Origin of the sequence: Delftia sp. GW456-R20, from assembly GCF_001622915.1 — a bacterium.
GTDB lineage: Bacteria > Pseudomonadota > Gammaproteobacteria > Burkholderiales > Burkholderiaceae_C > Comamonas > Comamonas acidovorans.
Genome location: NZ_LWCN01000001.1, coordinates 191,288 through 205,726 on the forward strand (window position 1 = coordinate 191,288; position 14,439 = coordinate 205,726).

General features: G+C 68.6%; 12 protein-coding genes. 5 read left to right on the forward strand and 7 right to left on the reverse strand.

Annotated elements, in window-relative coordinates; translation table 11 throughout:
• Positions 1–1,509, reverse strand: a complete 1,509-nt coding sequence (pdxR, locus tag A4F85_RS00800; RefSeq protein ID WP_063325348.1) for a MocR-like pyridoxine biosynthesis transcription factor PdxR — start codon at positions 1,507–1,509, stop codon at positions 1–3.
• Positions 1,510–1,654: 145 nt separating this feature from the next.
• On the opposite strand from pdxR, the gene gabT reads away from it, so the two are divergent.
• The 3 genes from gabT to A4F85_RS00815 all read left to right on the forward strand — a co-directional run bounded on the left by gabT (position 1,655) and on the right by A4F85_RS00815 (position 5,549).
• Positions 1,655–2,965: a 4-aminobutyrate--2-oxoglutarate transaminase gene (gene gabT / locus A4F85_RS00805; protein WP_063325349.1), complete on the forward strand. Its 1,311-nt coding sequence runs from the start codon at positions 1,655–1,657 to the stop codon at positions 2,963–2,965.
• 30 nt (positions 2,966–2,995) lie between these two features.
• Positions 2,996–4,453: an NAD-dependent succinate-semialdehyde dehydrogenase gene (locus tag A4F85_RS00810; RefSeq protein WP_063325350.1), complete on the forward strand. Its 1,458-nt coding sequence runs from the start codon at positions 2,996–2,998 to the stop codon at positions 4,451–4,453.
• 118 nt (positions 4,454–4,571) lie between these two features.
• Entirely contained in the window at positions 4,572–5,549 is a 978-nt protein-coding gene (locus A4F85_RS00815; RefSeq protein WP_063325351.1) for a ketopantoate reductase family protein, read from the forward strand.
• On the opposite strand, the gene A4F85_RS00820 is transcribed toward A4F85_RS00815, so the two are convergent.
• The 6 genes from A4F85_RS00820 to A4F85_RS00845 form a co-directional block, all read right to left on the reverse strand.
• Positions 5,537–7,717 (reverse strand): TonB-dependent receptor domain-containing protein, encoded by a 2,181-nt coding sequence (locus A4F85_RS00820; protein ID WP_063325352.1) that lies wholly within the window; start codon positions 7,715–7,717, stop codon positions 5,537–5,539. The two genes, A4F85_RS00815 and A4F85_RS00820, sit on opposite strands and share 13 nt — an antisense overlap.
• A 212-nt stretch (positions 7,718–7,929) precedes the next feature.
• Positions 7,930–9,315: a sulfite reductase subunit alpha gene (locus tag A4F85_RS00825; RefSeq protein ID WP_063325353.1), complete on the reverse strand. Its 1,386-nt coding sequence runs from the start codon at positions 9,313–9,315 to the stop codon at positions 7,930–7,932.
• 44 nt (positions 9,316–9,359) lie between these two features.
• On the reverse strand, positions 9,360–10,436 hold the full coding sequence (locus tag A4F85_RS00830; RefSeq protein ID WP_063325354.1) for an FAD:protein FMN transferase: 1,077 nt from the start codon (positions 10,434–10,436) through the stop codon (positions 9,360–9,362).
• A 41-nt stretch (positions 10,437–10,477) separates the two neighbouring features.
• Positions 10,478–11,296: a DUF4198 domain-containing protein gene (locus tag A4F85_RS00835; protein ID WP_012206854.1), complete on the reverse strand. Its 819-nt coding sequence runs from the start codon at positions 11,294–11,296 to the stop codon at positions 10,478–10,480.
• 100 nt (positions 11,297–11,396) lie between these two features.
• Positions 11,397–11,924 (reverse strand): DUF2271 domain-containing protein, encoded by a 528-nt coding sequence (locus A4F85_RS00840; protein WP_034396360.1) that lies wholly within the window; start codon positions 11,922–11,924, stop codon positions 11,397–11,399.
• A 20-nt stretch (positions 11,925–11,944) separates the two neighbouring features.
• Positions 11,945–12,583, reverse strand: coding sequence for a PepSY-associated TM helix domain-containing protein (locus A4F85_RS00845; protein ID WP_063325355.1), 639 nt, complete (start codon positions 12,581–12,583; stop codon positions 11,945–11,947).
• A gap of 225 nt (positions 12,584–12,808) precedes the next feature.
• Between A4F85_RS00845 and A4F85_RS00850 the strand changes: the two genes are divergently transcribed.
• Both A4F85_RS00850 and A4F85_RS00855 read left to right on the forward strand, forming a co-directional pair.
• Complete coding sequence (locus A4F85_RS00850; RefSeq protein WP_013801139.1) at positions 12,809–13,324, forward strand: sigma-70 family RNA polymerase sigma factor; 516 nt, start codon at positions 12,809–12,811, stop codon at positions 13,322–13,324.
• Positions 13,325–13,360: 36 nt separating this feature from the next.
• Positions 13,361–14,365: a FecR domain-containing protein gene (locus A4F85_RS00855; protein WP_156516863.1), complete on the forward strand. Its 1,005-nt coding sequence runs from the start codon at positions 13,361–13,363 to the stop codon at positions 14,363–14,365.
• Positions 14,366–14,439: the final 74 nt, after the last annotated feature.

The window sequence follows — 14,439 nt, forward strand, 5'->3', positions numbered from 1 at the left end:
TCAGCCCCGGCCATGCCGGGCTGCGAGCACCGCCAGCATACGGAAGAAGGCGGCACCGATCTCCTCCTCGCAGACGCAGGCGTATCCCAGCAGCAGGCCGCGCCGCTTGTGCGGGCCTGCGTAATAGCGCGACAGCGGCTTGACGAAAATGCCCGCCTGCCGGAGATCCTCGGCAAGTGCCACATCGTCGTCCTGGCCCGGCAGCTGCATCACGAAATGCAGGCCTGCGCTGCTTTCCACCCAGGGCAGGTGGTCGGCGCCCAGGTAGCGCTCGATCAGGGACAGCAGCATGCGGCGGCGCTTGCCGTAGAGCAGGCGCATCTTGCGGATGTGGGCGGCGTAGTGGCCTTCGGTGATCAACTCGGCAATCACCTGCTGGGGCAGCTGGTGCCCCTCGCGGTACAGCTCGGAATGGATGCGCCGCAGGGGCTCGGCCAGCGCCGGTGGCAGCACCATGTAGCCCATGCGCAGCCCCGGATAGAGGGTTTTGCTGAAGGTGCCTATGTAGATCACGGGCGCACCTTCCTCCATGCCCTGCATGCTGGGCACGGGACTGCCGGAGAAGCGGAATTCGCTGTCGTAGTCGTCCTCCACGATCCAGGCGCCCACGCGGCGCGCATAGGCAATCAGCGCACGGCGCCGGGCCATGCTCATGACGGCGCCCAGGGGATATTGGTGCGAGGGCGTGACGAAAATCAGCCGGGGCGCGGGCAGGCCTTCGGGCAGTTGCATGCCCTCCTCGTCCACGGGCACGCTGTGCAGGTGCAGCCCGTGCTGCATGCGCAGCACGTTGGCAATGCCCCAGTAGCCGGGCTCCTCCATCCACACGCAGTCGCCGGGATCGGCAAGGCTGCGCACCACCAGGTCGATGGCCTGGTGCACGCCTTCGGTGATCAGCACCTGGCCCGGCCCGCAGTCCACCGAGCGCGCCACGCGCAGGTGCTCGGCCAGGGCCTGCTTGAGCGTGTCCACGCCGCCGCGCGTGCCGTAGGTCAGCAGTTGCGGCCCGGCGTGGCGCAGCAGGCGGTTGTGGATGCGCGCATAGGTGGCGCGCGGAAATTCGGTCACGTCGGGCACGCCGGGCATGAAGGCGCCCCATTGCTGCTCGGAGGCCTGGGCCGTTTTCAGCAGGGCCTGCGCCTGTGCAGACAGGCCGCCGCCCGGTGCGGGCGCCGCGGCGGTGGCGCGGCGTGCGGGCGCACGCCCGCCGCTCAGCAGCAAGGCCGCAGGCAGGGTGTCCACCACATGCGTGCCCCGCCCCACCTGGCTGCGCACATAGCCCTCCACCTGCAGCTGCTCGTAGGCGTGGTTGACGGTGTTGCGCGACACGCCCAGCTCGCGCGCCAGGTCACGCGAGGCAGGCAGACGGCTGCGCGGCAACAGGGCCCCGCTGTCTATGGCCTGGCGGATGGCCAGGTACAGGCCCCGGTTGAGATGGGTGCGGTCGCCGCCCAGCCCGCGCCAGTCCATCTGGAGGATGAGATCCGCGCACACGGAGGGTTTTGCCATGCCTGCCTTGGTGGAGTGAGGATAGAGGTGGAAGTGGAGGCGCGCTCAATTGGCACCACCATCTTTTCAAAAGATGGCTCCAGTCATGGAACCAATGGCCACTATAACGGGAAGCCTTGCATCCCCATCAACGGAGAACCCTCTCATGTCCAGCGCCACCGCCTCTTCCCCGAACCAGCAACTCCAGAACCGGCGCAACGCCGCCATGCCGCGCGGCGTGGGCGTGATGTGCGGCTTCCATGCCGTGCAGGCCGACAACGCCCTGCTGACCGATGCCGAGGGCCGGCAGTACATCGATTTCGCGGCCGGCATTGCCGTGCTCAACACGGGCCATCGCCATCCGCGCGTGGTCCAGGCCGTGCAGCAGCAACTGGAGCGCTTCACGCACACGGCCTTCCAGATCGTTCCCTACGAAAGCGCGATTGCGCTGGCCGAGCGCATCAATGCGCTGGCGCCCATCGCCGGCCCGGCCAAGACCGCCTTCTTCACCACGGGCGCCGAGGCCGTGGAGAACGCCGTCAAGATCGCGCGCCATGCCACGGGACGCTCGGCCGTGATCGCCTTCCAGGGCGCCTTCCATGGCCGCACCCAGCTGGGCATGGCACTGACGGGCAAGGTGGCGCCCTACAAGCAGGGCTTCGGCCCCATGCCGGGCGAAGTCTTCCACGCGCCCTTCCCCGGCGAGCAGGCCGGCGTAAGCGTGCAGCAGTCGCTGGACGCCATTGCCATGCTGCTCAAGACCTCGGTGGACCCGCAGCGCGTGGCCGCCATCATCGTGGAGCCCGTCCAGGGCGAAGGGGGCTTCCACCCCGTGCCTGCCGCCCTGTTCACCGGCCTGCGCCAGCTGTGCGACCAGCACGGCATGCTGCTGATCGCCGACGAGGTGCAGACCGGCTTCGCTCGCACGGGCAAGCTGTTCGCCATGGAGCACTACGGCGTGCAGCCCGACCTGATCACCATGGCCAAGAGCCTGGGCGGCGGCCTGCCGATCTCGGGCGTGGTGGGCCGCGCGGCCATCATGGACGCACCCCACCCCGGCGGCCTGGGCGGCACCTATGCCGCCAACCCGCTGGCCGTGGCCGCGGCCCATGCCGTGCTCGACGTGATCGATGAAGAACGGCTGTGCGAGCGCGCCCACGCACTGGGCAACCAGCTGCGCGCGCGCCTGCAAGCCCTGCAGGCGCAGGATGCCGGCATTGCCGACGTGCGCGGACTGGGCTCGATGCTGGCCGCGGAGTTCCGCCTTCCCGGCAGCGGCGAGCCCGATGCGCAGCGCGTGGCCGCCGTCGTCCGGCACGCGCAGGAGCAGGGCCTGCTGCTGCTGACCTGCGGCCTGTACGGCAACGCCATCCGCTTTCTCTATCCGCTGACGATTCCACAGCCGCTGTTCGCCAGGGCCCTGGACATCATCGACAGCGCCATCACCCAGAGCGCGTCCCAGCCAGTCGCCGCCTGAATCCCCATCCCAGCCACACCCTGCCGCACCATGAGTCTTTCACTGCAACGCCCCGATCTGTTCCGCCAGGCCTGCCTGCTCGCCGAGGGCTGGCGAGCCGTGGGCTCCGGCCCCGCCATCGACGTCTTCAACCCCGCCACGGGCGAGCGCCTGGGCCAGGTGCCTGCCCTGCAGGCCGGCGAAACCGAAGCCGCCATTGCCGCCGCACAGCGCGCCCTGCCCGCCTGGGCCGCGCTGACGGGCAAGCAGCGCGCCGGCATCCTGCGCCGCTGGTTCGACCTGATGCTGGCGCACCAGGACGATCTGGCGCGGCTGATGACCCTGGAGCAGGGCAAGCCCCTGGCCGAGGCACGCGGCGAGATCGCCTACGCGGCCTCCTTCATCGAATGGTTTGCCGAGGAAGGCAAGCGCGTGGACGGAGAACTGCTGCAGTCGCCCACGGCCGGCCAGCAACTGCTGACGCTGCGCGAGCCCATTGGCGTGTGCGCCGCCATCACGCCCTGGAACTTCCCGGCCGCCATGATCACGCGCAAGGCCGGCCCGGCGCTGGCCGCCGGCTGCACCATGCTGGTCAAGCCGGCCGAAAGCACGCCCTTCACGGCCCTGGCCCTGGCCGTGCTGGCCGAGGAGGCCGGCATTCCAGCCGGTGTGTTCCAGGTGCTGACCGGCCATCCGCAGGACATCGGCCAGGCGCTGACGCAAAGCCCCGTGGTGCGCAAGCTCAGCTTCACGGGCTCCACGGCCACCGGGCGGCTGCTGATGCGCCAGTGCAGCGACACGGTCAAGAAGCTGTCGCTGGAGCTGGGCGGCAATGCGCCGCTGATCGTGTTCGACGATGCCGATATCGACCAGGCCGTGGCCGGCATCCTGGCTTCCAAGTTCCGCAACGCGGGCCAGACCTGCGTATGCGCCAACCGCATCTATGTGCAGGACGGCATCCATGACGAACTGGCCCGCCGCCTGGCGCGGGCCATGGCGGAGTTCAAGGTCGGCAACGGCCTGGAGCCCGGCGTGACGCATGGCCCGCTGATCAACGAGGCCGCCGTGCAGAAGGTGGAAAGCCATGTGGCCGACGCGCTGTCCAAGGGCGCACGCCTGCTGGCCGGTGGCAGGCGCCCGGTGCCGGGCCAGTTGTTCTTCGAGCCCACGCTGCTGGCCGATGTGAACGACAGCATGCGGGTCTGCGAGGAAGAGACCTTCGGCCCGCTGGCGCCGCTGTTCCGTTTCCACGACGAGGACGAAGTGGTGCGCCGCGCCAACGACACCATCTACGGCCTGGCCGCCTATCTGTTCACCAACGACAACCGCCGCATCTGGCGCGTATCGCGTGCGCTGGAGTACGGCATGGTGGGCATCAATACCGGCCTGATCTCCAACGAGGTCGCACCCTTCGGCGGCGTCAAGCAGTCCGGCCTGGGCCGCGAGGGCTCGCGCCACGGCATCGAGGAATACCTGGAAACCAAGTACCTGTGCCTGCAGACGGCATGAGCACGGCATGAGGACGGCCTGAAGTCCGCAGTGCCCCCCCCGGCAGGGAAGACAGCATGGGCCCTTGACGGCAGCCTGGCTAGACTGGGCGCCATCAAAGGCCTATCCGATTCGCACCATGGACGCTTCTTCCGCCAGCCCCTCCTCCCCCACCGCGCCGCTGCGCATCGCCGTCATGGGTGCAGGCGCCGTGGGCTGCTATTTCGGCGCACTGCTGGCACGCGCCGGCCACCAGGTCACGCTGATCGGCCGTCCCGCCCATGTGCAGGCCGTGCAGCAGCATGGCCTGCGGCTGGAGACGGCGGCGCTGGACATCCAGGTGCCCATGCAGGCATCGACCGAGGCCAGCGCCGTGCGCGATGCCGATGTGGTGATGTTCTGCGTCAAGTCCACGGCCACCGAGGAAGCGGCCCGCGAGATGCAGCCGCACCTGGCGCCCGGCGCCCTGGTGCTGACCATGCAAAACGGCGTGGACAACGACGAGCGCGTGCGCGCCGTGCTGGGCCCGTCCGTTGCCGTGGCGGCCGCCGTGGTCTATGTGGCCACGGCCATGGCCGGTCCCGGCCATGTGCGCCATTTCGGCCGCGGCGAGCTGGTCATTGCTCCGTCTGCACTCAGTGAACAGGTAGCCCTGCAGTTTGGCAAGGCAGGCATTGCCGTGCAGGTATCGCCCGATGTGCGCGGCGCGCTGTGGGCCAAGCTGGTGATCAACTGCGCCTACAACGCGCTGTCGGCGCTGTGCCAGCTGCCCTACGGCCCACTGGTGCAGTCGCCCGGCGTGACGGACGTGGTGGATGACGTGGTGGCCGAATGCCTGGCCGTGGCCAGGGCCGACGGCGTGGCCCTGCCCGGCGACGTGCCCGCTGCCGTGCGCGGCCTGCCGGCCACCATGCCGGGCCAGTTTTCGTCCACCGCCCAGGACCTGGCGCTGGGCAAGCCCAGCGAAATCGATCACCTGAACGGCTACGTGGTGCGGCGCGGCGAGGCCCTGGGCGTGCCCGTGCCGCTGAACCGCACGCTGCAGGTGCTGGTCAGGCTGGCCCCTTCACGCATGCAGGCCAGCCAGGCGCCCCGCAACCCGCCTCAGAACTCGTAGTTGGCAGACACCCACAGGCGGCGGCCTTCCTGGTTGTTCGCGTAGCGGTTGCCAAAGATCACGGTACCCTGGACCTGGCCCGGTACGTTGTAGGGCTGGTAGTCCACGAAATCCTTGTTGAACAGGTTGTAGATGGCCGCGTTGATGGTGAACTGCTTGCTCACGCGGTAGCTGCCGCCCAGGTGGAACTGGGTATAGGCCTTGTAGTTGCCCAGCGCGGCCTTGGCGGCCTGGGAGCTGGCGCTGGTGCCGGGGTCGCGGAAGCGTTCGCTGCGGTATTCGGCACGCAGCCACAGGTTCCACTGGGCACCCGGCTCCCAGTTCAGGCGGGCGTTGAGCGCATGCTTGGGCGTGTCGCTCAGCGGGTTGCCGCGGTTGGGGCCGCTCTTTTGCTCGCTCTTGGTGAAGGTGTAGTTGGCGCTGGCGTTCCAGCCGCGCGCCAGCGGCATGCGCGCGCTCAGCTCCAGCCCGCGCGTGACGGCCTCGTCCACGTTGATGGACTGGCCGAAGGCATCCACCAGGGGCCAGTTGCCGAAGCTCACGCAGCCGGGGCGGTTGGGCGCTGCCGCAAAGTCGCAGTTGATCAGGCCCGGGCCGCTGGTGATCTTGTCCTTGAACTCGTTGTTGAACACCGTGGCGCTGCCCGCAAAGCCCGTGGGGCTGTCGAAATAGACGCCCAATTCGGTGGTGCGGCTGGTTTCGGGCTTGAGGTTGGGGCTGCCCACCAGCGGCAGGCGGCCCTGCTGGCCGAAGCCGTTGATGCCGGGCGCCAGTTGCTCCACACGCGGCGTCTTGTAGCCGTTGCTGACGCCGCCCTTCACGGTCCACTGCGGCGCGGCATTCCACACGCCGTAGATGCGCGGGCTGAGCTTGCCGCCGAAGAGGCTGTGGCGGTCATAGCGCGCGCCCAGCGTGAGCTTGAAGGCGTCGGTCAGGCTCCATTCGTCCTCGGCAAACAGGGCCTTCTGCGTGAAGGCGAACTTGTTCGGCGCCACGCCGTCCTTCATCTCGGCATCCCACCACTGGCCGCCCAGCGTGATCAGGTGGGCACCCCAGGGCAGGACCAGCTTGCTGTCCAGCACCTTGCTTTCCACCTCCAGCGTGCGCGCAGCGCCCGGTGTCGCGCCCGGCGTTCCCGGGGGAACGGTGCGGCCCATGGTTTCGGTGCGGTTGACCATGAAGCTGGTGTCCCAGGTTCCGAAGCCGAAGCGGCCCGTGTGCGCCAGCGTGAGCTGGTCGCGGTTGTATTTCTGCTCGGGGCCGTAGCCGCCCTGCAGCCCCAGCGTGCCGAGCTGGCCGCGCGAGTTGTCATAGGTCTGGCGGCCCGAGTCCAGGTCCAGCGTGATGTCGTGGTACCTGTTGGGCGTGAGCGCCAGGCGCAGGCCCAGGTTGTTGATCTCGGACTTGACGGGGTTGCCGCCCATGATGGGAACGGCTGGCTGGCCGTTGGCGCCCGCATAGGTGATGTCCGAAGCGGCCCGGCGCTGCGTGCTGCCGCGGATCGACAGGCCCAGCAGGTCCTCCTTGATGGGGCCGCTCAGGTAGAACTTGCCGGATTTGATGTCGCCGAACTCCGACTCTTCCTGCAGCGTGTAGTCGGCGCTGACGCTGCCCGTCCAGGTCTTGCCGACCTTGCGGGTGATGATGTTGATCACGCCGCCCATGGCGTCGGAGCCGTAGAGCGTGGACATGGGGCCGCGGATGACCTCGATGCGCTCGATGGCGCCGATGGGCGGCATGAAGCTGGTCTGCGTCTCGCCAAAGCCGTTGGGCGTGACGTTGCCGGCCGAGTTCTGGCGGCGGCCGTCGATGAGCACCAGCGTGTAGTCGCTGGGCATGCCGCGGATGCTGATGTTCAGGCCGCCGGTCTTGCCTGCGGGGGCGCCCACGTCGATGCCTTCCACGCTTTCCAGCGCGTCGGTCAGGCTGCCGAAGCGGCCCTTGGCCAGTTCCTCACGCGGGATGACGGTGATGGAGGCCGGCGCCTCCTTGATGTCCTGCTCGAAACCCGAGGCGGAGACCACGACTTCGCGCAGCTCCGTGGCGGGCGCGGCATTGCCTGTTGCCGTCTGTGCACAGACGGCACCCGAAGCGCAGACGGCAGCCACCACAAGGGCCAGATGGGAAGGACGCGACGGAAGAACTCCGCGCAGATCGCGATACGACATGCAAACACTCCAGAAACGGAAAACGGGCTGTGGGGCCCGTGAAACTCGCTTTGAAATGTTTGGTTATGCGATGGGATGGGGATATGTAACGAAATTATATGAACATTGAGAATCATTTCCATTCTCACGAGCACAATAGGATTTATCTGTCGTGCCGATGCTACGTTCCTAGGAGCAAACCGGGCCCATCTTTGCGCTCGCGCAAGCGGGGTTCAGTACACATCGCGCCGGTATCGGCCGCTGCGCACCAGCAGCTCCATCTGCGCCTCGCCCAGCACGGCGTGCAGCGCCTGGTCCACGCCCTGGGCCATGCCCTGCAGGCTGCCGCAAACGTAGATGGCTGCGCCCTGCGCCACCCATTGGCGCAAGACATCGCCGGACTGCGCCAGCAGGTCCTGCACATAGGCGCGCGGCGCGCCTTCGCTGCGGTCGCGCGAGAAGGCCAGCTCCAGGCGCTGCAGCACGCCGCCATCGCACCATGCCTGAAGCTCGTCGCCGTACAGCCGGTCGTGCGCCGCATTGCGCTCGCCGAACAGCAGCCAGTTGGGACCCAGGCCCGCCGCAGCACGCGCGCGCAGGTGGCTGCGCAGGCCGGCCAGGCCCGTGCCGTTGCCGATCAGCACCAGCGGGCGCTGCAGGTTGTCTTCCAGCCGGAAATTGCGGTGCGCACGCAGCCTCAGGGTGATGGCTGCCCCCAGGGGGGCGCCCTGAGTGAGCCAGCCCGAGGCCAGGCCCGGCGAGCCATCCTCGCGCCGCGTCTGGCGCACCAGCAGGTGCACGCAGCCATCCTGGGCGATGGAGGCGATGGAGTACTCGCGCGGATGCTGCGGGTCCGCAGGAATGCAGACCTGCGCCAGGTCGCCGGACTCCCACAGCGCGGGCTCCGTTGCAGGGGGCTGCAGCTCGATGTGGAACACCGGCTCGCCTGCGCTGCCCGGGTTCATGTGCCGGCGCGCGGCCAGCGTCCATTCGCTGAAGACCGGCTGCTCCCATGCCGGCATGTCGCCCAGGCTGCTGATCTGGGTCAGCTGGTGCTGCCAGGCGGTCAGCGCCTGCGGCGCGCCGTTGTCCATTTCAATGCGCTCGAACCAGGGCCTGGCGCCACCGGCACGCAGCCAGCTGTCCAGCGCGCGGCCAAAGCCGCAGAACTGCGCGTACTGCCGGTCGCCCAGCGCCAGCAGACCGTATTGCAGATGGGACAGCGGCCGTGCATCGGCCATGGCGTGCGCCAGGAACAGCGCCGCGTTGTCGGGCGGGTCGCCTTCGCCATAGGTGCTGGCGATGAACAGCGCCCTTTGCGTGCGCGCCAGCAGGTCGGCATCCACAGCGTCCAGGGCGCACAGGTGCACGCTTTCTCCGGCCGTGTGCAGCAGCCGTGCGGTCTCGCGCGCCAGCTCCTCGGCCTGGCCGGTCTGGCTGGCATAGGCCACGAGCAGGGGCAGCGCGCCCTCGCGTGCGCTGGTCAGCGCAGCCGCTTCCTGCAGGGTCCGCATGCGCTGGCGGCGCTCACGCCACCAGATGGCGGCGCACATGGCCGCATAGAGCAGGACCAGCACGGCGGCTGCGAGTACGCGCAGCCCAGGGTCGGACAAGGTCATGGCAGGACCGGGAATCTACACGGCGGAAAAAGGGAAGGAAACGCTCACGGCAGCAGCGCGGCAAAAGCCGTTGTCATCGCCATGGCAGGGCCTTGGGCAGTGCGCTCGCAAAGCAGCGCCGCCACGCCGCGCTGCTCGGCAAAGTCCAGGCCCTCGCGCGGTCCCAGCACGGTGAGCACGGTGGCCAGGGCGTCGGCCTGCATGCATTCGGCATGCAGCACGGTGACGCTGGTCAGGCCATGCGCCACGGGCTCGCCGCTGCGCGGATCGATGGTGTGGGAGTAGCGGCGCCCGCCCTGCTCGAAGGCATGCCAGTGGTCGCCCGAGGTGGCGATGGCCATGTCGCGCAGCGGCAGCGCCAGCGGCGTGGACTGGTCCGCCATGCTGGCCACGGCCACGCGCCAGGGCTGGTTGCCAGGGCGCTGACCGCAGGCCCGCAGCTCGCCGCCCACCTCGACGAGGAAATCGGTATGGCCCAGCGCCTGCAGGCGCTCGGCGACCAGGTCCACCGAATAGCCTTTGGCGATGCCGCTGAAGTCCACATGCACGGCGCCGGGCTGCAGCGCGCGCCGGCCCGCCAGGTCCAGCACGATGCGCTGGTAGCCCACGCGCTCGCGCACCCGCCGCAGCGCATAGGCATCGGGGATGCCGGCGCCCTGCGCCTTTTCCGCACGCGGGCCGAAGCCCCACAGATCAACCAGCGGCCCCACGGTAGGATCCCAGGCGCCGCCGCTGGCCTGTGCCCACTCGAGTGCGCAGGCCAGCACGGTGAAGAATTCGGGCGGCAGTGCATGCCAGCTGCCGGGCTCGGCGCGGTTGAAGCGCGAGATGTCGGAGCCGGCTTCCCAGTTGCTCATCTGGCGCACGACCAGGGCCAGCGCAGCCTCTATGGCTTGGCACGCCTCATCGAGCGGGCGGAAATCCGGGTTGTGCAGGCGCACGCTCCAGGTCGTGCCCATGGCCTCGCCAGTGAGTGTTTGCAGCGCGGCGGGGTCTGCCCGCCGCACGGCCTGCGGCGCGTAGCCGGAGACGGCAAAGGACGCCGCGCCTGTGGACACAGGCGCGGCAAGGCCCCGGCCTGCGCTGCCCTGCAACAGGGCGGGCGCGAAGCTCACGCGCACGGGCGTGGGCGCAGACGGAGCCCCGGGTGGGGACGCAAGGCTCAGGGCAGCACCTCGAACGTGCCCACGTAGGACAGGCGGCGCTCCTTGGCCTGGGGCAGCGATGTCTTGCTGTCCTGGGCATCGGCATCCACCCAGTACATGCCGGCGGTGGGCCAGGTCACGCTGAACTCGCCCTTGGCGTCGGTCGTGGCCTTGATCTCGCCCTTGTTGTCGCGGTAGCGCGTGGCGCCGGGCACCAGCACGACTTCCAGGTTGGCGGCGGGCTTGCCGTCCACATGGAAGGCGAAGGTGGCCTTCTCGCCCTTCACCAGGTCGTTGGGATGGGTCACGGGCACCAGCTCCAGCCCCTTGCCGGAAGGTTTGACGGCACTGGGCTTGCCCACGGTCACGAAGGTCTCGATGCGGCCCACGGACTGGGTCACCTTCAGGTCCTGCGCGTCGGCGGGCACATCGGCGGCGAACTTCTCGGGCGAGCCGCGCCAGCGGCGGTTCTGGCCCGTGGCCTTGTCCTTCCAGGAGGCAAACAGGCCGTCGTTGACGATGGCCAGGCGGTAGGTGCCGCTTTGCTGCAGGTCCAGATCGAACACGCTGCGCAGCTTGCCGCGATGGGCATTCTGCGGCGCGACGGCCGAGCCGTCCGGCGCCGAGACAACGAGGTTGTCCAGGCCCAGCGGCACGTGGTTGAAGAAGAACAGGTCGTTGGAGACAGCGGCATCCACCGTGATCCATTCGGCCTTGGACAGCACCGTGGTCGAGGGCAGCAGCCACAGGTTGTGGGCCTGGGCGGCCTGGAAGGCGCCGCAGGCAATGGCGAGGCTGGCAGCCAGACGGACGGCAAAGCGGGTCTTGGACTTCATGAAAAATCTCCTTGGTTCGTGGATGGGTCTGGCACGTGCAGCGATGGCGTCGTCCCCCTCGTGAGGGGGAAGGCGCACAGCGCCTCGGCGGCTTTCAATTTCAAGGCTTGAGCTCGACGCTGATCTCGCCCAGCTCGCTGCTGCCCTTGGCGCTCAGTTGCTCGGCCTTGGCAGCGGGCCACTTGAAGGGCACGGTAACCACTTCGCGGCCGCCGACTTCGCGCGCGGCCTCGACCACGAGCTTGTATTCACCGGGCGGCAGCTTGGCGAAGGGATTGGCGCCTTCGGTGAAACTCAGCTGGTGCTTGCCCACGGGACGCGTGGGGCTGGTCACGCCATCGATCGGCAGGGTCAGGTCACGGCCCGTGCGGCGCCACCACTGGCGCATGTCCTTGAGCCACTTCGTGCCTTCGGCATTGCGCATCTTCACGTCGTACCAGACCGACAGCGTGGAGGCCACCGAAGCGTCGGCGCGCTCGATCCACACGGCCACGTAGGGGCGGTGGTATTCGGCGACATCCAGGCGCGGAATTTCCACGCCCACGTTCAGGCCGGCGGCAAAGACCGGGACCGCGCCCAGGCAGGCGCCAAGCGCCATGGTGTAGCGCAGAGAGAAGTGCGGATTCATTGGCAAGGCTCTTTCGGTTCTCAGTGGATCAACAGGAGGGCCAGCAGCATGGGAATCACCAGCCCCATGCCGACCATGGGCCAGGTGAAGGGGCGGTTGCCTGCATGCATCTTCAGGATGAACAGGCCCGTGACGGTGAACACCAGGCAGGCTGCGGCAAAGATGTCGATGAACCAGCTCCAGGCGGCGCCCGTGTTGCGGCCCTTGTGCAGGTCGTTCAGATAGGCGATCCAGCCCCGGTCGGTGCGCTCGTATTCGGCCTCGCCATCGGCCAGGGCAACGCGCACCCAGGCATCGCCGCCAGGGCGTGGCAGGGAGACATAGAGTTCGTCGGCCGTCCATTCGGCCTCGCGGCCCTCGGCCTCAAGGCCCCACTGGCCGCGCACCCAGTCCGCAAACGGCGCAGGCACGGGAGCCCGGTCGCGCGGCTGGCTGGCCTGCTGCTGGACCAACTGCACGCGCAGCGCATCGGGCAATGCCGCCTCGCCACGCACGATGCGCGGCTTGGACTCGATCTGCCCCGCATGGTTGAGCGTGAACCCCGTGACGGCGAACAGCAGCATGCCGATCAGGCACAGCGCGGAGCTGACCCAGTGCCACTCGTGCAGTGTCTTGAGCCAGTAGGAACGGCGCCGAGGGTCCGGTTTGGGGGGTGTCATCGCAACAGAAAAAGGCGGCAGCGCCACGCGGCGTCAACCATCACGGATGGCGGGCACGGGAGCCCAGGAAAGGAAAGGCCCGGGGATTCTACCGCCCACAAATAAGAATTGATCGCATTTACACAAGCTTTACCGGCTTAATCGTGCACCACGCCAAGGCGGTGCCAGCATCACCCAAAGTAAAATAAGAATGCTTATCACTTGCATCCCCTCTCTTCACCGTTCGTGTCCTGTCCCGCCGTGACTCCCCACCAGGCCCTTGCCCATCTCTACCAGCAGCACCATGGCTGGCTGCGCACCTGGCTGCAGCGCCGGCTGGGCCATGCAGGCGATGCGGCAGATTTCGCACAGGACACCTACGTGCGCGTGATGGAGTCCCGCACCGAACTGTCCGAGATCCGGGAGCCACGCGCCTTCCTCACCACGGTGGCCAAGCGCGTGATGGCCAACCACCTGCGCCGCCGAGAAATTGAACGTGCCTATCTGGACACGCTGGCGCTGCAGCCCGAGCCGCTGGCGCCCTCGCCCGAGGAACGCGCCATCGTGCTGGAGACGCTGTGCGAGCTGGACCGCCTGCTCGACGGCCTGCCGCCCAAGGTGCGCGCGGCCTTTTTGCACGCCCAGCTGGACGGCATGGCCTATGCCGAGATCGCGTTGCTGCTGCAGGTCTCGGTCAGCTCGGTCAAGCAGTACATGGCGCGCGCCATCCGGCATTGCTACTTCCCGGAACATGCGGCATGACGCAGCGCTGCGCTGCCGGGCGCGTCCATGGCGCCGATGGCTTCCACCCATAGTGCCGACCCCGCGCTGCCGCCTGACGTGGTCCACAGCGCCGTGGACTGGCTGGTGCAGCTGTGGTCAGGCGAGTGCACAGAGGAACAACGCGCGCAATGGCTGGACTGGCGCGCGGCCCATCCGCTGCATGAGCGGGCCTGGCAGCGCATCGAGGCCACGAATGCGCGGCTCAGGCTGCCTGACGCACGCCCGGACAGCGGTCCCCTCAATGGCCCCCTTGCCACGGCCACGCTGGCGCGCAGCCTCAAGACCTCCCAGTCACGCCGCCGCCTGCTGGCCAGCGTCGCTGGCCTGGCCGGCGCAGGTGCTGCGGCATGGACTGCGCATGAGCGCCTGCCCTGGCAGGCCTGGAATGCCGATGTCAGCACCGCCAAGGGCGAGCGGCGCTCCCTGCAGTTGCCCGATGGCACGCAGCTGCTGCTCAACACCGAGACGTCCGTGGACCTTGCCTTCGACGACCAGCTGCGCCGCGTGCTGCTGTTGCGCGGCGAGCTGATGGTCACCACCGCCCATGACACGGCCCAGCCCGCGCGCCCCTTTGTGGTGGACACGCCCGCGGGCAGGCTGCGCGCCCTGGGCACGCGTTTCACGGTGCGCCATGACATGGAGACTGCGGATACGCGCGTGGCCGTTTTCGAGGGTGCGGTCGAGGCCCGCAGCCGCACGGGCGAGTTGCTGCGTGTCGACAGCGGCGAAGCGGCAAGGCTCAGTGCCACGCAGGCGCTGCCGGCCGGCGCGGCCGGCGAGGGGCCGGGCTGGGACGAAGGCGTGCTCGTGGCCTCGGACATGCGCCTGGACCGCTTCATCGACGAACTGCGCCGCTACCGACCCGGGCTGATCACGCTGGCACCCGAGGTGGCCGGGTTGCGCCTGTCGGGCGTCTTCCCGCTCGCCGATACGGACCGCATCCTGCAGTCCCTGGTACAGGTGCTGCCCGTGCGCATCCATGTGCCGGTGCGCTACTGGGTGCGCATAGGTCCGGCATGAAGAAAAGGCGGCGGGACAATCCGGCCGGGTGACATCGGTCTGTACCTTTTCCCATCTCGCGTGACAAGCAGGGG